Source organism: Paenibacillus agri, assembly GCF_013359945.1.
GTDB lineage: Bacteria > Bacillota > Bacilli > Paenibacillales > Paenibacillaceae > Paenibacillus_AQ > Paenibacillus_AQ agri.
In genome coordinates this window covers 1-21,969 of record NZ_JABWCS010000210.1, presented here as the reverse complement: position 1 = coordinate 21,969, position 21,969 = coordinate 1, and the positions used below count along the sequence as shown (strand labels likewise).

Sequence of the window (21,969 nt, the reverse complement as noted above, 5' to 3'; positions counted from 1 at the left end):
CTGTTCTCACCAGATTGGTGGGAGCAGCCCTTTTTGATTTTACCTGATTGTTTGACTTTCTCCTTCTCAATCCTGCTTAGCATACTTTGCGGCGATTTCTGCCGCGAGCTTTCCGAGTTTATGGCGAATGGACTCTGGTTCCAGTACCTCGACAGACGTGCCGAAAGCAAGCAGGAAGCCATAGAGCCAGCTGTCCTCGGGATAGTGGATCGTTACGAAGTACCCTCCGTTGCCGTCAGGCTGCAGCTCGGCAGCATCAAAGCGATCCTCTGCCAAATGCCTGCCCTCGGCAGCAAAATGCAGTACGCATGGGACAGGGCTGCCCTCTCTCTGCCAATCCCCTCCCCAAGGTAGTCCCTCCAAGGGAAGATCTTCTCTTGTATAGGTCCGCGTCTCCTTCACCAGCGATTTCATCCGCAGCAGCTTGAAGAGGCGGAAGTCCTGCCGCAACCCGCAAATACCGTATAAATACCAGGCCTGTCCCTTCAGCACCAAGGTGTAAGGCTCGACAGAGCGCAGTGTGATGTGCCCCTCGGCATCCACATATTCAAACGAGACAGCCACGCTTTCTTCCAGAGCTTCTTTAAGGAGCGTCAAGCGTTCTTCCAAAGGCCCATTCAGCCCGCGTGGTGAAAAATCCACGATGAGCTGGGTGGTCTTGCTGCGGAAGGCGGCCGATTGAGATGGAGGAATCACACTGCTGATTTTCTCCATAAGCAAAGTATGTTCAGTCCCTCCGGAAGAGGAGACGCCTTGCAGCGCAGTGAAAATATCAGCCAGTTCCTGATCGGTCAACACGTTGCGGTCAAGGCGGTAGCCTTCCATTAGGCTGATCCCACCGCCTGCTCCTTGAGTAGTAAGCACCGGAATGCCGGCAGCATTGATCGTGTCAATATCACGGTAAATAGTGCGTACAGACACTTCGAACATGTCGGCAAGCTCTTTAGCTTGAATATGGCGTCGATTAATCAGCAGGATGACGATAGAGAGTAAACGGTCTATTTTCATTATAAATCTCACTTTCAGCAGGTTATGGTGTCATGTATTTTCTTCATTTTAACAAAATAAAACGGGTAAACCTATTGTGTGATGTCTTTATATTAGATTAATATCTAATTAGATATATATTTAATTATAGGGATGAGGATGAATCATGAACACAGAATCTGGTGGTGCCGTTTTGAAATACCACCGCGGTTATACCCGATTGTTCATCACAGGAATAATTAATGGAATTGGTGACCGCTTCAGTCAGGTGGCGATGCTGTCGCTTGTGCTGCATCTGACGGGATCGGGGCTGGCAGTGGGGATATCACTTGGGGTCAGAGTGTTGCCTTTTCTGCTGCTCGCTCCGCTTGGGGGCATGCTCGGCGGAAGATTGCCACGCAAAATGATCATGATTGCTACGGATTTGCTGCGGGTGCCAGTGGCGTTGGCCTTCTTATGGGTAGACGGGCCGGACAAAATTTGGGTAATCTACGCCGCAAGCTTCCTGCTGGCTGCGGGAGAGGCCATTTATAGTCCGATTCGCAAATCGTCCATTCCGCTGCTGGTGAACCGGGAACGCCTGCTGGCTGTCAACGGGATGGAGCAATTAATGATGGGCATAGTGCTGATACTGGGTGCTTTTGCCGGTGGGGTCGTTTCGTTATGGTTCGGTCCCCAGTGGGCATTTATTCTGAATGCCGTATCCTTTCTGCTTGCTGCGCTATTGCTTGCCGGTATTCATTTTCCGCAAGGCTATGGCAGTAGCCCGGATGGGAAACAAGCTCAAGCTCAAGAAGAAGCTCAAGAACATTCCCAAGAACACGACCAGGCTCAAGCCCAAGAGCAGGCTCAAGAACATGGCCAAGCCCAAGCTTCTACGAGATCAACCCCATTTTCACCGTCGCTACGCAGTGTGTGGAGCATAGTGTCCGGTAGCGTAGTCTTGCAAATTATTTTTGCTTTTGAACTGCTCGTACCTCTGGTTAACGGGTTGGATAACGTGCTGATCAGCGTATACGCGGTGCAGGAATTTGGGGCTGGAGATTTGGGAGTAGGTGCTTTTTATGGTGCACTCGGTATCGGGCTTAGCCTTAGCTTTTTGGCTGGACGTTTGCTGAATAAGAGACTGCTTCTGGGAGCGCTGGGTGGATTGTTACTGGAGGGTATACTGCTAATTGCAATCAGCTATAGTGAGAGCTTCGCGGCGGTGTTTGGGCTGTACATTTTACTTGCCTTCACAGGGGGTATCGGCAATGCCTGTCTGGATACTTTGTTGATGAGGGAAACGCCTGTGATCTACCAGCCGATCATTTTCGGATGGCTCACGGCCGTGAGCAGTACACTCCTGGGCCTGTCCATGTTTGGTGCGGGACTTGTCCTCGAGACCATGAAGCCAAGGCAGCTTGGATTATGGGGCGGAGCGGGCTTCGTATGTATTGCACTGTTCTTGTCTGTATATGCCAAAATTCGTATGAAAAAGAAAAAGGACGGTTCGATCACCGTCCCTTGGAAGTCTCTTTGATTTTAGTCTCAAGTTTAAGTTTGGCTCTGCGCCGGAGCAGGAAGCCTGCGATTCCTTTGCGATAACGGTACATGAGTATCAGGACAACTAAGCCTGCAATACCAGAAATAATCCAGATTGCATATAGCTCGAAAATATGGAATACACCCATCCACTGCGGGCCGAAGACTCGGCCGATGCCAAGGAACAGCACAACCCAGAACAAAGCGCCGCTGTAGGCATACAAGGCGAATTTACGGAAGGGCAGGCCGATAATTCCGGCAAAATATCCGGTAAAGTGGCGTACACCAGGGATGAAATAACCGATTGAGATCAGGACGCTTCCGTATTTTTCGAACCAGCGCTGTGTCTTCTCCAGCTTGGTTTCTGAGAACAGAAACCATTTGCCATATCGCTGAATGAAGGGGAGTCCGGCTTTGAGTCCGATGAAGTAGGTAATGGTCATACCGACCGTAGTTCCGAGAAAAGCGATTAAGACTAGTAACGTAAAATCCAGTCTGCCCGTATAGGAGAGAAATCCGGCGAAGGCCATCGTGGTCTCCCCTGGAAAGGGCAGCGCGACGAATTCCAGCAAAAGTCCGAAGAACAGTACACTGTATCCGTAGTTGGCGAATAATTCCTGAATCCATTCCAGTACTTCCATAGGGTAATCACTCTCCAAAGGCGAAAAAGCCGTATTCTAATTGAAAGCTTGTCTTCATACAATCTACTAACGGCTTTGAGAGCCAATAGAATGCTGGAGGTAGAAAAGATGAAGGGTAACAATAATACAAACGGCCGCCGGATAATGTTCCGCGGATTGCTCATTATGGCCATGGCATTGCTGTTGACATCCGGCTGGGGAACAGATACGTATTCCGGGTCCGGGTCGGCAAGACCCCTTCCACTGCAGGCAACAAATGCGGATGCCTCTTCTTCTCAGCATAATCCTCTGGCAGCTCCGGTGCAAGCGGACCCGGTTACTCCCGCTGTCCCGGCTGTTTTGGAGGCAACACCTATTAAAAATTCGACGCTTAATGCGGTTCCGATACAACATCTAGCGCTCCCCGCAACAGTGGCAGAGACGGCTGTAGTTCAACAAGTGGCAGCCACAGCAGCCAAAGCAGCTAAAACGGTCTACCTTACGTTTGACGATGGTCCGAGCAAAATCACGCGGGAGGTCCTCGATATTTTGCGAAAACAGGGGGTTAAGGCAACCTTCTTTGTGCTCGGAAACGCTGCAAAAAGCCACCCCGAGCTGATTAACGCCATCTGGGAGCAGGGGCATGCCATCGGCAATCATTCCTACGATCATGATTACCATAATCTATATAGCGGATTCACCGCATTCTGGAATCAAATCAAACAGACAGAGAATGTTATCCGTGAAATTACAGGTGAACGTCCCCGGCTTGTTCGCGCCCCGGGCGGAACCTCTGGTCATTTTGATGATACCTATTTCCAATTGTTGAATCAAGCGGGCTATCTGGTCATGGACTGGACGGTAGACAGCGGTGATTCCCGGAGAAAAGGTGTACCAGCAGCTGAAATCCTGCGGGAATCCACCAAAGACTTAACGTCTTCCGAGGTTGTACTGCTACTGCATGATGGCGGGGGACACGGGGAAAGTGCCAAGGCACTGCCCCAGATTATTGCTCGCTATAAGGCAGCTGGTTATACCTTTAAGGTTCTGGACGATAGTGTTAAGCCCGTGCAGTTCAGGGTGTCAGCCAAGGCAGCGGGCTTGGACCGGCTGAAGCCGTCCAATGCTTGGATCGCTTCCAATATCCTGCCGAATGTCGCACTTTTCCAGCCGGGCAGAACACTTGCACTAGAGGTAGGGCTGCTGGAAGCTAAATTGAATCCGGGTGAATATAGCATCATCAACGGACAATACATGGTGCCGCTGCGGGCTGTGGTGGAACGGCTTGGCGGACAGGTGAGATGGGATCAGACAAGCCGCAGTGGTCAGGTGATCTGGAACGGCAGGACCGTGACAGCAGATGTATCTGGCGGGGAACTGGCTGTCAGTCTTCCAGGAGGTGCTCAGGAAAAGCGTGCTGCCAGAGTGGAGATTATTGGCGGCGCCATCTGGGTTCCATTGAGAGAATTGCTGGAGACAGCTGGCCACCCTCTGAAAGCAATCAGTGCTACTTCGGAGGAACGCCGGGTAAAAGCTGCCTGACACGGCAAAAGTATAGTAACGAAAAGCGAAGCGAAACGAAACGAAAGTCAAAGTTTGGAACGGTAGGAGCGACCGCTCGCCTTATATAGCAAAAAGGATGGAAACAATAGTCTGAGGGGATCTTTTCCTGGAAAGAATAGATATTAACACGCTCTTGCCCGAGGTTCGCATCACAGGCCAAGGGGCTATAGAGCAAGTCTATGTCCGAAGGAAGGGTATCCCATTGTCCTCTTCATCTCAACAAGAAAGTCATGGAAAAGAAGGCTCACAGCCAATCTCAAGGGCGGTAACGCTCGGAAATCGTAGCAGTGCTCTAGGAGAATGGCTGCGAATGCTGACAGCAGGAGGCATAATTGGTGTCCTCTACGCCTGGCGTGGAGGGCAGGCGCTGCTCTTCCTCTTGTGCGTAGTCGTTCTTCTCTTGCTGGGCGGGTTAATACTGCAACTCTTCGGGCCCCGCCGGATCAAAGTAGAGCGAACGGTTACGCCAGCCCGTCCTGTTGCGGGAGACACACTCCGGGTGCAAGTTCAGGTCAGTTTCACCTCACGGATTCCACTCCCTTGGATGATCATATTCGATGATTGGGGGAGTGTTAGCCATCAAGAACTGCTGTTTCCTGGATTTCGCCGTTCTTTTTCGTATTCTTATAGGTTGAACGAGGTGCCGCGAGGGGTTCACCAATTGCGGGCCTGCAGAGCGGTGTGGGGTGACCTGCCGGGCTGGTTTACGGGCAGCGGCAAGCCTGCAGGGGAGGCCACTTTCAAGGTGTCACCTGCTCCATTATATTTCCGCTGGTCGGCGCCGGAAGGCGGGGTGCTTCCGGATCAGATCAGATCCGCGAAGTGGAATCGTGGCAGCAATGAGGAGGCCGTCGATATCCGTCAATATGCGCCGGGAGATCCCCTGAACCGGATACACTGGAAGAACAGTGCGCGTCGTGGTGTTCTGCAGAGCAGGGTGCCGGAACAGGAACGCGGGCGCATGACTTGTGTTGTGCTGGACAATTGTGCCGTGAGCTATGAGGTCCCTTATGGTGCACTTGGAGCACGAGGACGAAGGGGTGAGAGACCTTCCGGCTTTGAGCAAGCGGTGTCAGCGGCAACGGGACAATTGCTCTCTGCTGAACACAACGGAGCGTATGTGCAATTGTTTACCGGAGGCTGGCCGGAAGGGCTGGCGCGTCATGAGGGGCTAGGAAAGTTGCCAGTTCGGGTGTTGGACATGCTTACTGAGATTGCCCCGGACGGTGGACGAAGCTTGCCGGAGCTGCTCGAGGATGCCGCTCGTAGCTGGATTCCGGGAATGTCTGTTGCAGTGATTACAGGACAGCTTAACGAGGATTCGGCCAAGGCTATTGCACGTTATCTCGTGCAGGGTATCAAGATGGATCTCTATTATGTATGGGATTTGCCTGCTCCTCAGAGAGGCAGCGCCGGTCGCGAGAAGTCTTCCACTGCGGGAAGCATTTCAGACAGTCTACGCCGTCTCGGTGCCACATTATATTGCCTGGATGGTGCGCTGCCTGTTAATGGACACGGGGAGGTGGAATTCCATGTATCAGCCGGAAAACCAACCATATGGTAACAAAAAATCCGGTGCGGTCCGGCACAGTTACGGGGGCGGATTAGGGGCGCATAGAACGGAGCCGCCCCTCACTGGGCGGGAGGCTTTCGGGAAGCCCCAGGCTTACGATGTTCAGGCGGCCGGGACTTTAACCGGAGCGGAATCAGGGTCCCGCATTATAGAGAACAGCCAGGTCGGAATGCAGGGGGAAGTCCCTCTCGGGTACCGCCTACTGTTCTCTTTGCCTGTTTTAGGCCTGTTTGTCCTGTGGCTTTCTCCACTGTACCGTGTCTCAACTACTCCTGAAACGGCCAGCCTGATGACAACTCTGATGTTAACGGCGGCTGTGCTTATTTTTTGGGGCATGCTTCAGCTGCCTGGTTGGCTTCTTTTGACGCTACAGTTTGCGAGCATTGCTTTAGCCTGGGCGTATCTGGCTGGTGGAGAAGAGGGAGCCGGCTGGTTGGCGGAATACCCGGCAGAACTGTTAAGGGATCTCGTTATGCTTTTGTCAGGACATGTTGCGGATTTGGGCAATGCCAGCAGATTGCTGATTCTAGCCGCAGGATGGGGGATGCTGGTCTCGTCTGTGCAGCATTTAGCAATACATAGGGGGAGTTCCTCGCTTTTTAGCATGGTGTCCATGGCTTATTTATTGTTGCTGGATATTGCCTTTAGCATCGAGACGACCATTGAGGTGATGCTGGCCGCAGGATTGATTTTATGGATGCGAGGGATGGGCGGGCTGTTTCGTTTACGGGAAAGAAATACCCACATGAGGATTCCTTATGGTCGTTGGGGCAGTGCCGCGTTTGTCGTAGCTTTTGTTCTGATGATAGCCGCTTGGTGCGGGGAACAGCTCTACGGCTCACACTCCGTGAATCAGATCACACTACATTCTGCCTTCAGCAAGTTAAATGACTGGGCGGCCGGGCATATGAAGGAAAGAATGGAAGCTATGGGTAGGGGAACTACGGGTTACAGTTTGAGTTCTGCTGAATTGGGAGCCCCGTTAACACCCGGTACAGAGCCGGTCTTTACGGCTTTCAGCGATGAGCGGACTTATTGGCGCGGCGAGAGTTTGGCTTACTATGACGGCCGCCGCTGGATCAGAGAGGCGGACTCTTTTACTCCGCTAAATCTTTCCGGTTTTCCGCACTCTTCTCCGGAAACTGATTCGGGGCTGACTGGCCGCAAGACACTGCGGCAGCAGATTCTATTGGCTGCGCCATCCCCGGGCGGGCTTCCGGTATTCAGCGCAGGGACTATTGAAGGCATGGAGTCCGGGGAACTGGAGGACGGAAGCCGTCTAGGCTATATTCTTGTCAATAAGGAAGGCGACAGCTTCCGTCTGCCGGATGAGGCAGGCAGCGCCCGGGTCACGGGTTACACGGTTCTCTCTGTATTACCCGAATCCGATCACGCTGTTCTGCGTAACGTGCAGCGCGCTGACCCTGAAGAGATTCGCAGTAAATATTTAGAACTGCCCTCCCAGATGCCTGCCCGGGTGGCTTCTTTAGCAGCCGAGCTTACGGCCGCCGCTGGAAGCCGCTATGATGCTGCTGTGGCGGTAAGGGATTATCTGCAGAGTCATTATCCCTATACTCTGGATACGAAGCTCCCGCCATCCGGCAGTGACTTCGTAGATGATTTCCTGTTCCAGGCGAAGCGCGGTTATTGTGTTCATTTTGCAACGGCCATGACCGTCCTGCTTCGCAGTGCCGATATCCCGGCCCGTTTCGTGCAAGGCTATGGGCCTGGTGAGCTGGTGACAGGCCCCGGGCCGCAGCGATATGCTGTTACCGAGGGCGATGCCCACGCTTGGGTCGAGGTGTACTTTCCAGGCGTAGGCTGGGTCCCCTTCGACCCGACGCCGGGTGGCGCGGGTGCTGGCACCGCGCAGCCTGCCGTTCCGGCGGCTTCCTTGGCGCCGGCCGGGTCAGGCCTCTCCGCTGCGCAGCACGCGGAGAGCTTGCCCGCCCAGCCGCTGCCGGGCGGGCCGGTACCCGCGCCGCTCCAGCTCGCGGCGCTGGCGCTTCCCGCCGCCGCGTGGCACTGGCGGCGGAGCCTGGCCCTGCTGTGGGCTTCGCGCAGCAGGGCTGTGGGCCGGGAGAGGCAGCTTCGCGCTGCCTCTCTGGCCTGGCACGGGCTGGCGGCGCGGTATGGGCCGCCGCCGCCCGGGGTCACGGGCAGGGAGTACGCAGACTCCCTGCCGATCGCCGATGCCGGACTGCGCGCAGCGGTCCGGCGGTTCGTACGCCAGTGGGAGACCCTGGCGTACAGCGGATGCGGCGGGGCACCAGCTTCCCGCCGCACTCCCCCGGCGGCTTCTTCCGCCCCGTCATCAGCCGCCGATGAAGGTGAAGCTTTTCTGCGGGAATGCCTCAGGATCACCTTCCGGCTGACATAAACCGTCTGCAGGAAGTGGAAGGTCAGGCATTGATACACTTGCCTGAAGCGGTGCCCTTTGAAAAAGGAAGCGCAACCGCATCATTTATGTTGCCGCCTTCATCGATCCTGACAGCAATCGACATGACAAAATCCAGCCAAATCCATGCCCTCCTTTCCTTGACGGTGCGAATTAACCATGAGTATAATGAATCCAATAATCAAGGGAGGCACGTAATGAACAAGCCAAATGAAATCATCGTTGTTCTCGATTTCGGAGGACAATACAACCAACTTATCGCGCGCAGAATCAGAGATTTAGGAGTATATAGTGAGCTTCTGCCTTACAATACACCAGTAGAGAAGATCAAGGCTTTATCGCCGAAGGGGATCATTTTCTCCGGTGGACCGAGCAGCGTATACGCCGAGGATGCACCGCATTTAGATCCGGCAATTTATGACTTGGGTCTGCCAATTTTCGGCATTTGCTACGGAATGCAGCTGATGGCCCAGCAGCTTGACGGTAAGGTTGAACGTGCCGCCAAACGCGAATATGGTAAAGCTGATGTTGATTTTGTGGAAGGCTCCCACCTTGTGAAGGGTCTGGAGAACCGCCAAACAGTATGGATGAGCCATGGAGACCATGTAGTGGAGCTTCCAGCTGGCTTCAAACTGGATGCAGGGACTGAAAGTGCACCGATTGCAGCTATGAGCAATGCCGAGCGCAAATTCTATGCGGTACAGTTCCACCCAGAGGTTCGTCATTCCGAACATGGTAACGAGATGATCTCGAACTTCCTGTATGAAGTGTGCGGCTGCGACGGCAATTGGACGATGGAATCGTTTATTGAGGAAGCCGTGCAAGACATTCGTAATAAAGTAGGAGACAAGAAAGTACTCTGCGCCCTTAGCGGTGGTGTGGATTCTTCCGTAGTGGCGATGCTTATCCACCGTGCTATCGGGGATCAGCTGACCTGTATGTTTATTGATCACGGCCTCTTGCGCAAAGGGGAAGCCGAGGACGTTATGGAGATGTTCGTCGGTAAATTCGATATTCATGTAGTGAAGATTGATGCTAAAGAGCGTTTCATGAGCAAGCTGGCTGGTGTGGATGATCCTGAGCAAAAGCGTAAAATCATCGGTAACGAATTCATTTACTGTTTCGATGAAGAATCGGCCAAGCTGGGTGACTTCTCCTTCCTTGCACAAGGTACGCTGTATACGGATATTGTTGAGAGCGGAACGGCAACAGCGCAAACCATCAAATCTCACCATAATGTAGGCGGCCTGCCGGAAGACATGAAATTCAGCCTGATCGAACCGCTTAACACCCTGTTCAAGGACGAAGTCCGCAAGCTGGGTGAAGAGTTGGGTATGCCAAGTGCTCTCGTATGGCGTCAGCCGTTCCCGGGCCCGGGTCTTGCTATCCGTGTGCTGGGCGAAGTAACAGAGGAGAAGCTGAAGATTGTTCAGGATTCCGACTACATTCTGCGTGAAGAAATCGTCAAAGCCGGTCTCGACCGCGAAATTTGGCAATACTTCACTGCATTGCCGAACATGAAGAGCGTTGGCGTTATGGGTGATGCTCGTACGTATTCCTACACCGTAGGTATTCGTGCAGTAACCTCCATTGATGGCATGACCGCAGACTGGGCACGTATTCCTTGGGATATTCTTGAGAAAATCTCCGTCCGTATTGTCAACGAAGTAGAGAACGTAAACCGTATCGTGTATGACATTACTTCGAAACCACCTGCAACGATTGAGTGGGAATAGGTCAACAGCAACAATAGATTGAATAAAATACTCTCTTTTATCTGCGTTGTTCAGCAAATAGAAGGGAGTATTTTTTTATACTCTAAAGAATTCTGTCGAGAATCGTGACTCCAAGATCCGACGGGACACAGCGTCATTATGATCAATAGTAAGCTTAGCGTTCAATTTTTATAGATTAGAATTATGTTTAACAACCTTTTCTTCCCGATTTCCATATAGGATTGGCGGGAAATGTCGTTTTTACGAACAATACAAAAAAAATAACGTTTATTGTTCGTTTTTGTCATTGACAAGGGATGTCATATCCCCCTAAAATGATAAAGCACAACAACATCATTTACTCGTATAATTCCGGGAATTGGCCCGGAAGTCTCTACAGGTCACCGTAATGACCTGGCTACGATTAAGAAGAGAACAATCTCCTGTTGGTCTTCGCCTTTGGATTGGCGATATGCAGGAACCTACTCTTTTTTATCCGGCCGGTGTCTATCTGACTCCGGCTTTTTGTTGCTGCTATACACAACATACCTTAGGGGGAGAACAATTTGAATCGCTTTTTCAAGTTGAAAGAGAATGGCACTACCGTTCGTACAGAGATTATGGCCGGCTTGACTACGTTTATGGCAATGGCTTATATCCTGTCCGTAAATCCCAACATACTGACCGCTTTTGGCCAGATCGACATGGGATGGTATTCTGTATTTTTGGCTACAGCGATAGCCGCAGGTGTTTTCACTATTGCCATGGGGTTGTTCATTAACTTCCCGGTTGCACTGGCGCCTGGTATGGGACTCAATGCTTATTTCGCATCGGTTATCCTGTCATCCGCCACATCGGATCATCCATTCACTTGGCAGATGGGTCTTACCGCCGTATTCATTTCCGGTCTGATCTTTATCCTGCTAACGGTAACCAAGGTACGTCAGATCTTGTTGACAGCTATTCCTGACAGCCTGAAGCATGCAATCACCGTCGGTATCGGCTTGTTTATTACCATTATCGGCCTTAAGAACAGCGGAATCATGACGATCGGCGTAGAAGCCGTAAACGATATTGCCGCTCATAAGTTCACAGATGTCCTTTCTTTTGAAACAGTTATCCATCTGGGCAGCCTGGAGAATACCAATGTCCAGCTTGCAATTATCGGCCTGCTGCTGATCGCAATTCTGATGGTACTGAATGTTCGCGGCGCGATCCTGTTCGGTATCCTGGGTACTACTGCAGTGGGAATTCTGATGGGCGCCGTGGATTTCAGTCCTCTGTCCAACCCGCAAACGCCATGGGTTCCTGATTTCACTCAATTGAACTTTATGGAATTTGACTGGGATGGTATTCTGCATACCGGTATCATTTCCGCCATTGCGACATTCACTTTCGTAGAGTTGTTTGATACTTTTGGTACACTTGTAGGTACAGCTCAACGTGCTGGCATTATGGACAACCCTGAAGAAGGGAAGAAGCGTGTAGGTAAGGCAATGTTCGTAGATGCGGTGGCAGTAGCTGGTGGTGCGATGGTCGGAACTTCCACAACTACGGCTTATGTAGAGAGTGCTGCCGGGGTTGCTGAAGGTGGTCGTACAGGTCTTACCGCGGTAACTACAGGCGTCTGCTTCCTGTTGGCACTGTTCCTTGCTCCTGTGGCTGCGCTAATCCCTGGTTCTGCTACAGCTGCAGCTCTAATTGTTGTAGGTGTGCTGATGGCGCAATCGCTTCGTAATATTGACTTCCAGGACATGGTCGTTGCGATTCCTGCGTTCCTGACTTTTGTTATCATGCCTTTCACTTACAATATCGCTAACGGTATTTCCTTCGGTATCGTTACTTATGTCATTCTTGCTTCTGTCTCAAACTTGGCTGGCAAAAAGAAATACGACATTCACTGGATGATGTGGGTACTCGCGATCCTGATTATACTCCGTTATGCATTAATGGGTAGTCAGGGCTAAAGCCCGTGTCTGAGAAATCCATCCTGCGGTCCCTTCGTTGTTGAAGGGGCCGTTTTTTTGTGGGTTTTGCGTATCGGACTTTCCATCATCCAATATTTAGATTATATTGTTGAAGAGGTGATAAATGTTGTCCAGCAGTCTAAATCGGGTATTTATCTATTGCAAGAACAACCCTTGGCTCGTACTAATGTTCCTGCTGGGAGCGATGATCCGGATAGTGTATATTGGTTCCATTCCGCCAGGACTGAATCAGGACGAAGCGTCGATCGGTTATGACGCCTACGCTATACTTCATTATGGTATCGACAGAAACGGAATCCACCTGCCAATCCACCTGATCGCCTGGGGCAGCGGGCAAAATGCTTTGTATGCCTACTTATCCATGCCATTTATCTGGTTATTCGGATTATCACCGGTAACGGTGCGGATGGCGAGTCTGCTTATGGGGCTAGTGGGTATGGTTGTATTCTATCTTTTGTCCAAAAGACTCTTCTCCTCCCAGGTAGCCGGTCTTGCCGCCATGTTCTTTATCGCTATTAATCCATGGCATATCATGATGTCGAGATGGGCGCTGGAATCGAATCTGTTTCCTACGTTGATTCTGATCGCTGTGTACTGCTTGCTTCGATCCTTCGAAGCTCCGAAATGGTCCTATGCGTTTACAGTTGTGCTATCGTTATCGCTTTATGCCTATGGGACTGCCTATTTTTTTGTTCCGATCTTTGCTTTGGGAACTGTAATTCTTCTATTGTATAGAAAAGTGTTGAAGCTACGGACCATTCTATGGAATGGTGTACTGTTTATCCTGCTGGCTTTGCCGATTCTATCCTTTATAATGATCAATCGTTATCAACTACAGGGCTTTTCTACCCCGTTCTTTTCCATCCCAAGATTAACTACACCGCGAGTGGAGCAGGTCTCCTCGGTCTTCGGCGGGCAAATGCTCGACACAGCCTGGAGCAATCTCCGTGAATTTTTCAAGATAATGCTCAGTGGAAGTGATGGTCTGCCGTGGAATTCCATATCACCTTACGGTTACGCCTATTCTCTTGGATTGCCCTTTGTCCTGGTAGGACTTATTGTTATAATAAAGTCTTTACGGAACCGGGATTGTTACGGCACAGGCCAGTCGGTGATCTTGCTCTGGTTCGTAACAGCTATTCTGATGGCTGCTATTACGAGTGTGAACATTAACCGGATTAATGTTATTTTCTATCCTGTAATTTTGCTGATTGTTGCCGGCTTCTTGTGGCTTGGCCGAAAGATTAAGGGAGCGGGCCTGGTTGCAGCGGGTGGATTCGCCCTGTTTTTTGTTTTGTTTGGTATGGCGTACTTCCGTGATTTTCCAGAGAAGATCGGCCCTAACTTTTATGAGTCTATCGGAGAGGCCATCCAGTATGCTTCTGAGGAGACTGAAGGGAATATCTATGTTACCGATAAGGTCAACATGCCCTATATCTATGTACTCTTTTATGAAACTATCAATCCCCATGATTTTTTGGAAACCGTCAGCTATGCCAATCCGGGTGCTCCCTTTCAGCTGGTAAGCTCATTTGGGCGCTACAGGTTTGGGGGGCCGACGATTATTCCGGGTGAGCGGGCGGCATATATCTTCTGGAATGGTGATCCTCTTCCCGCCGGAAACGAAGGCTACGAGATTAAGAGATTCAAGAACTATACTGTAGTTGTTGACCGCGAAGGAATTTCACCTGTGAACCCTCAGGATACTGAAGGCGAAGATAGCCGTCATGAACTGATGAACGGAGGATTCGAGGAAGGGGCGTTGCATTGGACTTTTACAGCCGGGACAGGAATCGGGACCAATAATCCGTATCAAGGAAGTTCTTTGGCCTATCTTGATCCGGGTACAGAAAAGACCGTTGCCCAATTGATTTCCCCGCAGAATTCCGGGGAGTACAAGATCTCGGCAATGATTAGCGCAGGCGGGGGAGGCGGAAAGTTTGGCGTACGGGTTAACGGCGCTATCCTTACTGAAACCGAACTCACCGAAGGTGCAAGTTATCATCAGATTGAACTTCCCGCAGTAAGCCTGCAGAAGGGTGAACAGGCGGAGATTTATTTTACCGGCGGAAACGGCTGGATTAACATTGATGAGGTGAGGATGGAACAATGATGATCAAGAATACACGTGCAGCCGCAATACTCATTGTCATATGCGTACTCTTCATGCTTCCGGTGACAAGCGTGTTTGCGGAGGGCAACCTGCTGCAGAATCCGGGCTTTGAGGATGGGGATGACAGCGCTCCGTCCGGCTGGACAGAAGACGCATGGATTCCGGGGAAAGATGCCGGCTATGTGTCCGTGCAATCGTCCGAGGTCCATTCTGGCAGTAAAGCAGCTGTAATCGAGAATTTGCAGCCGAACCATCTGAAATGGATTCAGACAGTTCAAGTAGAGCCGGATCACTTGTATAAAATTTCTGGCTGGGTCAAAGTGGTGAACGCAGCAAGCGGAGGGTTTGGCGCCGGTGTGTTCATAGTTGGAGTAGGAGGTGGTTATCCAGGTGTCATGGAGACTGCCGGAGAATGGAAGTATCTAGAGTTCATCGGCAAGACAGGTCCACATCAGAAGGAACTCGGCGTGGGTGCCAGTCTTGGCGGTTATGCCAGTCTGACACAGGGCAAGGCTTACTTCGATGATTTGGCTGTGGAACCGCTAGATGCTGCTCCTGAAGGCAGCAATATTATCTCGCTGGATAACAGTTCGGCACCTCAAGGAGGAGACAGCAAGCCTGAGGAAACACCGCACAAAATCTCTCCGGCGAAGCTGCTGCTGATTTCAGCGCTGTTCAGTGCCTTTTTCGCAGTCCTTTGTAACCGGTTCTTCCGTAACAACAAACTAATGAAGCAACCGGAGAATGTATACAGCCGGTGGTTATATGTTTCGATTGGTGCAGCGTTAATTCTGCGGGTCTGGATCGGACTGACTGCGCAGGGTTACCAGAATGATATGAATACCTTTATTGCCTGGGGTCAGCGAATGCTGGATTTGGGGCCTGGCAGATTTTATGAGGAAGGGTATTTCGCTGATTATCCACCAGGATATTTGTACATATTGTATGTGCTGAGCGCGATCCGCGGGATATTTGGATTGGTACATGGCTCCGGTGGAGAGAATCTGTTGTTCAAGCTGCCGGCGATCATTTCGGATCTGGTGCTTGGTGGACTGATTTATCGGGCGGCCAGACAAAAACTCGGCTCCGGGATCGCACTTGGTCTTTCGCTACTGTTCTTGTTTAATCCAGCGGTTCTTATCAATTCCGCTGCTTGGGGACAGGCGGATTCCTTTTTCCTTATCTTCCTCCTGCTTAGCATTCAAGGAGCAGCGAACAAGTCGCTGGTACGGGCGGCCATCTGGTTTGCCATTGCCACACTTGTTAAACCACAGGCGCTTATCTTTACACCGGTGCTGTTGTTTGCCTTTTATCACCAGCGGGCCTGGAAACAACTTGCGCTCGGCGCAGTATATGGACTCGGGATCTTCGGTGTGCTGGCAGCGCCATTCTTCTGGAACAATGGTGGTCTAAGCGGACTAATTAATCTTTATAAAGCTACATTATCTTCTTATCCGTACTCAACCGTTAATGCCTTTAATCTCTATGCGCTAACGGGTCCGATGTGGTCAGCCTTGGATCAAACCTGGCTGGGAATCTCGTACAGAGGTTGGGGATTCGTCTTTATTCTGGTCGCCGTAGCTTTGGCGATGTTCTATTCATTCCAAAAGGATCGTAAGGATTTATCCAGATCATTCTTTATTGGCATGGTATTGATTGTTACTGTCTTTGTATTGGGTACAAAAATGCATGAGCGCTATATGTACCCTGCACTGATACTTACCGTATTCGCTTATATTCAAAGCAAGGACCGGCGATTCCTGACGTTGTTCCTGGGGTTCAGTTTGACCCAATATGTGAACGTCGGCTATACGCTGGCCCACCTGAATGCAGGCAACAACCCGGAAGCGGATGGCATCGTTATAGTGACGGCGATCACCAATTTGGCCTTGTTACTATACATGCTATATATTGGGTACGATGTATATGGAAAGAACCGCGTGAAGAACCTGCTCCCTTTGCGATCTGAGGAGGAGCATCGTTCGGAAGATCTGGGCTTAGTACAGAACATTCGGGTTCTCAAGGATAAGGCAGGGAACTCCCGATTCAAGCTTAAGCTTAGCCGCAAGGACTGGACCTGGATGCTTGTCATTACTGCCGTATATGCAGCAGTTGCCTTGTTCCATCTGGGATCTACGAAGGCACCGGAGACTTTATGGGAACCGGCGGCTAGCGGAGAGAGCTTCTATGTGGATCTTGGACAGAGTAGGCAGCTTGAGCGTGTGAATGTCTTCGGAGGCGTTGGGACGGGCAAGTTCAAGCTGGAATTCAGTGAGTCACCTGAAGCCTGGGGCAGCCCGCTCGAAGTCAATGAGGATGTCGGCAATGTATTCATCTGGAAAAGCCAGCCACTGAGTGTGGCAGCAAGATATGTGAAGCTTACCGTAGTCTCGCCGGGATTCACCTTGAATGAGATGGCCTTCTACGAGCAGAACGGAGGCAGAACACCGCTTCCGATTGCCAGCGTTACACCTGACGGGGGAACCGCCAAGCGGGGAGCACCCGGCAATCTGTTCGATGAGCAGTCGCTGATTCCGGAGTATTCCAACTTCATGAACAGCACTTATTTTGATGAGATTTATCATGCGCGGACCGCGTATGAGCATTACCACGGCATCGTGCCGTACGAGAACACACATCCCCCGCTGGGTAAGCTGCTGATTGGCATTGGGATGGAGTTGTTCGGTGTTAATCCATTCGGCTGGCGGATCATCGGAACGCTGTTTGGAATTGCCATGTTGCCGCTGATTTATATGATGGCGCTGCGCTTGTTCAAGCAGACCCGTTATGCGGCGCTTGCAGCAGGATTGTTCGCTTTGGACTTTATGCATTTTACGCAGACAAGAATTTCTACGATTGATGTGTATGGCGTATTCTTCATTATGTTAATGTTCTATTTCATGCAGCGTTACTTCACTTTGAACTTCTATAAGGTACCACTCGGCAAAACGCTGATTCCACTGTTCTGGTCCGGCTTTTTCTTCGGGATCGGCGTGGCTTCCAAGTGGATTGTGCTGTACGGCGGGGCCGGTCTGGCCGTTATGCTGGCATTGGCACTGGTTGACCGCTACCGTGAATACCGGGCCGCCAAGCGAGTGCTGGCCGAAGGCCGCTTGAGTGATCAAACATTGGCCGCTGCTTGTCGTGGAGCGGTGAACTCCTTTTGGAAGAATACCATTATAACGCTTGCCAGCTGTATTGGATTTTTCGTAATTATACCGGCGGTTATCTATGGTCTGTCCTTTGTTCCTGCTTTGTCGCCATCGGCGAACGGCTTTACTTTGACGGGTCTGATTGATGCCCAGAAGAACATGTACAACTATCACAGTCAACTCGTTGCGACACATCCCTTTGCATCCTCCTGGTGGGAATGGCCATTCATGAAAAGACCCGTCTGGTTCTTTAGCGGCGGAGAAGGATTGCCAGCCGGACAGGTCAGCAGTATCGTAACCATGGGTAATCCGCTTATCTGGTGGACTGGAATCTTTGCCATGATAGGTTCACTGTGGCTGACAATCAAGCGCAAAGACAAAAATCTGTTCATGATCTGGATCGCGTTCTTTTCCCAGTATGTGCCTTGGATGCTCGTACCGCGCGAAACATTCTTATACCATTATTTTGCCATGGTACCGTTTATGATTCTTGCTATTGTATATGTAATGAAGCTTATTGATAGCAGATATCCGAACGCGCGGTATATTCGCTATATTTATGTTGGCGTGGCGGCGCTGCTCTTTATTGCTTTCTATCCAGTGCTATCGGGTATGCAGGTCAATGGAAGTTATGTGACGAGTGTTCTGCGCTGGTTCCCGTCTTGGGTGTTCTAAGATTTACGATTTCAGGGCTTGTGCTGCCACAGGCCCTATATAAAATTTGCTAGGAGGAACAAAGGTGAAGGCCAGATACAGTGTAGTAGTGCCTATGTACAATGAGGAGGAAGTCATCAGCCATACCTATGATCGGTTGAAGCAAGTGATGGACAGATGTGGCGATTCCTATGAATTGATCTTTGTTAATGATGGCAGCCGTGACCGGACCGTAGAGATTATGCAGGAGATCAGTAACCGCGATAAAAGAGTCAAGCTGGTAGATTTCTCGCGGAACTTTGGGCATCAGATTGCGATTACAGCGGGTATGGATTATTCCTCAGGGGATGCGGTGGTGGTTATTGACGCCGATCTTCAGGACCCGCCGGAAGTTATTTTGCAGATGATAGAGAAGTGGAAGGAAGGCTATGAGGTTGTCTACGGGAAGCGGTTGAAGCGGCATGGAGAGACTCTTTTCAAAAAAGTGACCGCGAAGCTCTTCTATCGGCTGCTCAGCAGTATGACGAGTGTGGAGATTCCCACGGATACCGGAGACTTCCGCTTGATAGACCGTAAGGTGTGCGATGTACTGCGGGGCTTGAAGGAGAAGAACCGTTATGTCAGAGGGCTGGTAAGTTGGGTCGGCTTCCGGCAGACCATGGTGGAGTATGTGCGTGAGGAGCGTTTTGCAGGGGAAACGAAATATCCGCTGAAGAAGATGATTCGTTTTGCCTTGGATGGGATTACTTCCTTCTCGCACAAGCCGCTTAAAATTGCTTCCTACGTTGGATTCTTCATCTCGTTTTTCAGCTTTCTGTATTTATTCTTCGTATTATTTCAAAAGGTCTTTACCTCCTGGACCGTTCCAGGCTGGACCTCCATTGTTGGCGTCAATCTGTTGTTCAACGGAATCGTATTGATGCTGCTGGGCGTCATCGGGGAATACATCGGCCGTATCTATGACGAGTCCAAAGACAGACCGCTCTACATTGTGCGTGAGACGAGAGGCTACCCTGCTGAGGAAGAGCTGAAGGAGAGCCGGAAGGATAAAACTTATGTCCGATAATAACCGTCGGGCCGCGTTCATTCAATTCCTGAAGTTCAACGCGGTGGGACTACTTAATACTCTCATCGATTTTGCGGTCTTTACCCTGCTCCATTCCCTTGGGATGATGTATGGGCTGGCGCAAGTGTTTTCCTACAGTGCAGGTACCGCCAACAGCTTTATCCTCAATAAAAAAGTGACCTTCCGGGACAGTAACCGCAGCGGCAAGAATGGATTTGACCGGATACAGCTGCTGAAGTTCATCATCCTGAATCTGACTGTACTTGTGATCTCTCTACTGCTGATGCATGTGTTGACGGATCGGTTCGGCGTGCAGGTACTTCTGTCCAAGGTACTGGTAACCTTTGTCACTGTAGTTATTAATTTTTTCGGAAGCCGCAAATGGGTGTTCTAGGAATGTAAAATACGGGGGTGAAGATCATGCGTAAGTTCTCTTATCTCATCATTCTTGCAGGAATTCTTGTCATGTTGTATCCGAAAGCGAATGAATGGTACGAAAACCGGCAGGAGCAGAAGCTGCTGGAAGAGGCGGAACATAGCTACAGTAATCTGGTCCCGGTCTCTGCCGATAACGATCTCAAAAGCAAATATGCTCAGGTAACACAGTTGCTTGCAGAAGAGTCTGCCGCCGAAGAGCAAGAGCCTCAAACGGAAACGCCTGCAACAGCAGCACCTGAAATTAAGGTTGGCGGGAAAGTAATTGCTTTAATTGAGATCGATAAGATCGACTTGAAACTGCCTATCCTTGAAGGAGCCACGAAGAATAATATGAAGCATGCGGCGGCCCATATGAAGGAGACGACTCCTATTGGTGAGATTGGCAATGCTGCAATTGCAGCTCATAGAGCGAGAACTACAGGAAGGCTGTTTAACAGGTTGAACGAAGTGGCCATTGGCGACACCATCACAGTGAAGACTAATGCAGAGGAATTGGATTACAAGGTCTATGATATCTCTGTAGTAGACCCTACGGATGTATCGGTGCTGGACGGGAATAACAAGGATAAGATCCTGACGTTGATCACCTGTGACCCGCTAGTAAACCCTACGCACCGTCTTATTGTTCATGCCAAGTTGCCCCAGACGGCAAAAAAATAATGTTTTTAAGAGATTAGTGTTATCTTTTCAATAAATTAGGGTAATCTATTGATTTGGGCTTTGAATATATAAATGTATATGCTAGAATTAACTTAGAAAGCTAATCACGATAACGGCAAACCTATCGAAAGATAGGGACGCAAAGCTAAAGGGCCTTCCCGTAAGGATGGCAGCCAGCTACCGAATGCAGAGGCTTTTTTTGTTGTCTTTCCATGGCAAACCTAGTTGTTCTCTAGTAGATGCGAGGATAGATAAAGCTTATACGATAACGGCAAACCTATCGAAAGGTAGGGACGCAAAGCTAAAGGGCCTTCCCGTAAGGATGGCAGCCAGCTACCGAAAGGAGTTTTATCCATGAAAAAGTTTTATTTTGCTTTAATGTCCCTGTTTTTAATGGTCACTTCTATCAATGTCACTTCGGCTAACGCTGCAAGTGCAGACGCGAAATGGCTGGATACCTCGAAGCTGAGTCAAGGCGTGGTGGGAATTCAATATGAAGTTCCGAAGGATAAACGCATCAAGGTTATGATTACCAAGGACAATAATAGCTATACTTACAATCTTTATTCCTCACAGCAAGTCGAATCTTTCCCGCTCCAACAAGGTAATGGCTCTTATAAAGTATCTGTTCTGGAGAATACAACGGGCAACAAATATAAATCGGTCTACTCTGAAACTTTGGATCTGTCGCTTAACGACACTAACGCTGTATACTTGGGTTCCGTTCAGAACGTGAAATGGAATTCTTCCGATATTGCTATTCTTAAAGCCAAGCAGCTTACAGAAGGCAAAACAACTGTGCAAGGAAAAGTACAAGCTATTCATGATTACATCGTTGCTAATGTGAAATATGATTACTCGTTGGCTAATAGTGTGACTACCGACTACATTCCTAATATCAATAATACACTGACCAGTAAAAAGGGCATTTGCTACGATTACGCTTCTCTGTTTGCTGCAATGTCTCGTAGTGTAGGGGTTCCTACTAAACTGGTTATGGGGAATACTAGTTATGTTGCTCAATACCATGCCTGGAATGAAGTGCTGATTGATGGTAAATGGGTGACGATCGATACAACTGTAGATGCCGGACTGGGCAAAAGCGCTCAGAATGATCTGATCAAAAGTTCTAGTAAATACACTGCAGCTAAATTCTATTAAAATGCATAGAACGTGCTGAACAACCTGCTTAATTATTAAGCAGGTTGTTTTTTTTATATTAAGGGTTGCTTTTTTGTTGAAAGATAGGGTATTATGTAAAAGCGTTGTTGGGCAGAGAAAAGTGCTGTGAAATGATTAAAAAAAAGAATTTCAAAAAAAGTACTTGCGCTTCTGAGAATAACGTGTTATATTATAAGAGTTGCTGCTGAGACATTGAGCGGACAACGAGAATAGCTTGATCTTTGAAAACTGAACAACGAGTGAGTATCGAATTCACGAAAGTGAGTTCAAAATGAGAATTTTTAATTCTCGTCAGATGTTTCAAAATGAGCAATCGCTCTTTCTAAATACCAATTT

General features: G+C 49.8%; 14 protein-coding genes and 3 riboswitches. Of the genes, 12 read left to right on the top strand and 2 right to left on the bottom strand.

Translation table 11 applies throughout. The features are described from left to right. Positions 1 to 66 precede the first annotated feature (66 nt). A complete protein-coding gene (locus tag HPT30_RS14830) occupies positions 67 to 1,008 on the bottom strand; it encodes a helix-turn-helix transcriptional regulator (protein WP_175372136.1) in 942 nt (313 codons plus the stop codon). A 145-nt stretch (positions 1,009 to 1,153) separates the two neighbouring features. Between HPT30_RS14830 and HPT30_RS14825 the strand changes: the two genes are divergently transcribed. Next, positions 1,154 to 2,509: an MFS transporter gene (locus HPT30_RS14825; RefSeq protein ID WP_175372135.1), complete on the top strand. Its 1,356-nt coding sequence runs from the start codon at positions 1,154 to 1,156 to the stop codon at positions 2,507 to 2,509. Here the strand turns inward: HPT30_RS14825 and HPT30_RS14820 are convergent. Next, positions 2,484 to 3,152, bottom strand: coding sequence for a DedA family protein (locus tag HPT30_RS14820; RefSeq protein WP_175372134.1), 669 nt, complete (start codon positions 3,150 to 3,152; stop codon positions 2,484 to 2,486). The genes HPT30_RS14825 and HPT30_RS14820 overlap by 26 nt on opposite strands. A 108-nt stretch (positions 3,153 to 3,260) precedes the next feature. Here HPT30_RS14820 and HPT30_RS14815 point away from each other — a divergent pair, with 108 nt between their 5' ends. The 11 genes from HPT30_RS14815 to HPT30_RS14765 all read left to right on the top strand — a co-directional run bounded on the left by HPT30_RS14815 (position 3,261) and on the right by HPT30_RS14765 (position 21,612). Further along, entirely contained in the window at positions 3,261 to 4,673 is a 1,413-nt protein-coding gene (locus HPT30_RS14815; protein WP_246317107.1) for a polysaccharide deacetylase family protein, read from the top strand. Positions 4,674 to 5,004: 331 nt separating this feature from the next. Next, positions 5,005 to 6,258: a DUF58 domain-containing protein gene (locus tag HPT30_RS14810; protein ID WP_175372133.1), complete on the top strand. Its 1,254-nt coding sequence runs from the start codon at positions 5,005 to 5,007 to the stop codon at positions 6,256 to 6,258. Continuing rightward, a complete protein-coding gene (locus tag HPT30_RS14805) occupies positions 6,227 to 8,647 on the top strand; it encodes a transglutaminase TgpA family protein (RefSeq protein WP_175372132.1) in 2,421 nt (806 codons plus the stop codon). Before HPT30_RS14810 ends, HPT30_RS14805 begins: the two co-directional genes overlap by 32 nt. A gap of 215 nt (positions 8,648 to 8,862) precedes the next feature. After that, the gene (guaA, locus tag HPT30_RS14800) at positions 8,863 to 10,401 is read left to right on the top strand and encodes a glutamine-hydrolyzing GMP synthase (protein WP_175372131.1); all 1,539 of its coding nucleotides are present in this window, start codon (positions 8,863 to 8,865) and stop codon (positions 10,399 to 10,401) included. Between the two features lie 321 nt (positions 10,402 to 10,722). Further along, a riboswitch (purine riboswitch) is annotated at positions 10,723 to 10,821 on the top strand. A gap of 125 nt (positions 10,822 to 10,946) precedes the next feature. After that, positions 10,947 to 12,347, top strand: a complete 1,401-nt coding sequence (locus HPT30_RS14795; RefSeq protein WP_175372130.1) for an NCS2 family permease — start codon at positions 10,947 to 10,949, stop codon at positions 12,345 to 12,347. A gap of 124 nt (positions 12,348 to 12,471) precedes the next feature. Then, positions 12,472 to 14,481, top strand: coding sequence for a glycosyltransferase family 39 protein (locus HPT30_RS14790; RefSeq protein WP_175372129.1), 2,010 nt, complete (start codon positions 12,472 to 12,474; stop codon positions 14,479 to 14,481). Continuing rightward, entirely contained in the window at positions 14,478 to 18,308 is a 3,831-nt protein-coding gene (locus HPT30_RS14785) for a glycosyltransferase family 39 protein (RefSeq protein WP_246317105.1), read from the top strand. The genes HPT30_RS14790 and HPT30_RS14785 overlap by 4 nt, the downstream gene beginning before the upstream one ends. 64 nt (positions 18,309 to 18,372) lie before the next feature. Then, positions 18,373 to 19,353, top strand: a complete 981-nt coding sequence (locus HPT30_RS14780) for a glycosyltransferase family 2 protein (RefSeq protein ID WP_175372128.1) — start codon at positions 18,373 to 18,375, stop codon at positions 19,351 to 19,353. Beyond that, a complete protein-coding gene (locus tag HPT30_RS14775; RefSeq protein ID WP_175372127.1) occupies positions 19,343 to 19,747 on the top strand; it encodes a GtrA family protein in 405 nt (134 codons plus the stop codon). Before HPT30_RS14780 ends, HPT30_RS14775 begins: the two co-directional genes overlap by 11 nt. A 26-nt stretch (positions 19,748 to 19,773) precedes the next feature. Further along, a complete protein-coding gene (locus HPT30_RS14770; RefSeq protein ID WP_175372126.1) occupies positions 19,774 to 20,451 on the top strand; it encodes a class D sortase in 678 nt (225 codons plus the stop codon). Between the two features lie 104 nt (positions 20,452 to 20,555). Continuing rightward, a riboswitch (cyclic di-GMP riboswitch) is annotated at positions 20,556 to 20,636 on the top strand. A gap of 75 nt (positions 20,637 to 20,711) precedes the next feature. After that, a riboswitch (cyclic di-GMP riboswitch) is annotated at positions 20,712 to 20,792 on the top strand. A 13-nt stretch (positions 20,793 to 20,805) separates the two neighbouring features. Continuing rightward, positions 20,806 to 21,612 carry a transglutaminase-like domain-containing protein gene (locus HPT30_RS14765; protein WP_175372125.1) on the top strand — a complete coding sequence of 269 codons (807 nt, stop codon included), beginning with the start codon at positions 20,806 to 20,808 and terminating at the stop codon, positions 21,610 to 21,612. The last annotated feature ends 357 nt before the right edge of the window (positions 21,613 to 21,969 follow it).

Bases quoted from the DNA above. Each gene is read 5' to 3' on its own strand.
- HPT30_RS14830 (WP_175372136.1), bottom strand. From the start codon at position 1,008: ATGAAAATAGACCGTTTACTCTCTATCGTCATCCTGCTGATTAATCGA.
- HPT30_RS14825 (WP_175372135.1), top strand. From the start codon at position 1,154: ATGAACACAGAATCTGGTGGTGCCGTTTTGAAATACCACCGCGGTTAT.
- HPT30_RS14820 (WP_175372134.1), bottom strand. From the start codon at position 3,152: ATGGAAGTACTGGAATGGATTCAGGAATTATTCGCCAACTACGGATAC.
- HPT30_RS14815 (WP_246317107.1), top strand. From the start codon at position 3,261: ATGAAGGGTAACAATAATACAAACGGCCGCCGGATAATGTTCCGCGGA.
- HPT30_RS14810 (WP_175372133.1), top strand. From the start codon at position 5,005: ATGCTGACAGCAGGAGGCATAATTGGTGTCCTCTACGCCTGGCGTGGA.
- HPT30_RS14805 (WP_175372132.1), top strand. From the start codon at position 6,227: ATGTATCAGCCGGAAAACCAACCATATGGTAACAAAAAATCCGGTGCG.
- guaA (WP_175372131.1), top strand. From the start codon at position 8,863: ATGAACAAGCCAAATGAAATCATCGTTGTTCTCGATTTCGGAGGACAA.
- HPT30_RS14790 (WP_175372129.1), top strand. From the start codon at position 12,472: ATGTTGTCCAGCAGTCTAAATCGGGTATTTATCTATTGCAAGAACAAC.
- HPT30_RS14785 (WP_246317105.1), top strand. From the start codon at position 14,478: ATGATGATCAAGAATACACGTGCAGCCGCAATACTCATTGTCATATGC.
- HPT30_RS14775 (WP_175372127.1), top strand. From the start codon at position 19,343: ATGTCCGATAATAACCGTCGGGCCGCGTTCATTCAATTCCTGAAGTTC.
- HPT30_RS14770 (WP_175372126.1), top strand. From the start codon at position 19,774: ATGCGTAAGTTCTCTTATCTCATCATTCTTGCAGGAATTCTTGTCATG.
- HPT30_RS14765 (WP_175372125.1), top strand. From the start codon at position 20,806: ATGAAAAAGTTTTATTTTGCTTTAATGTCCCTGTTTTTAATGGTCACT.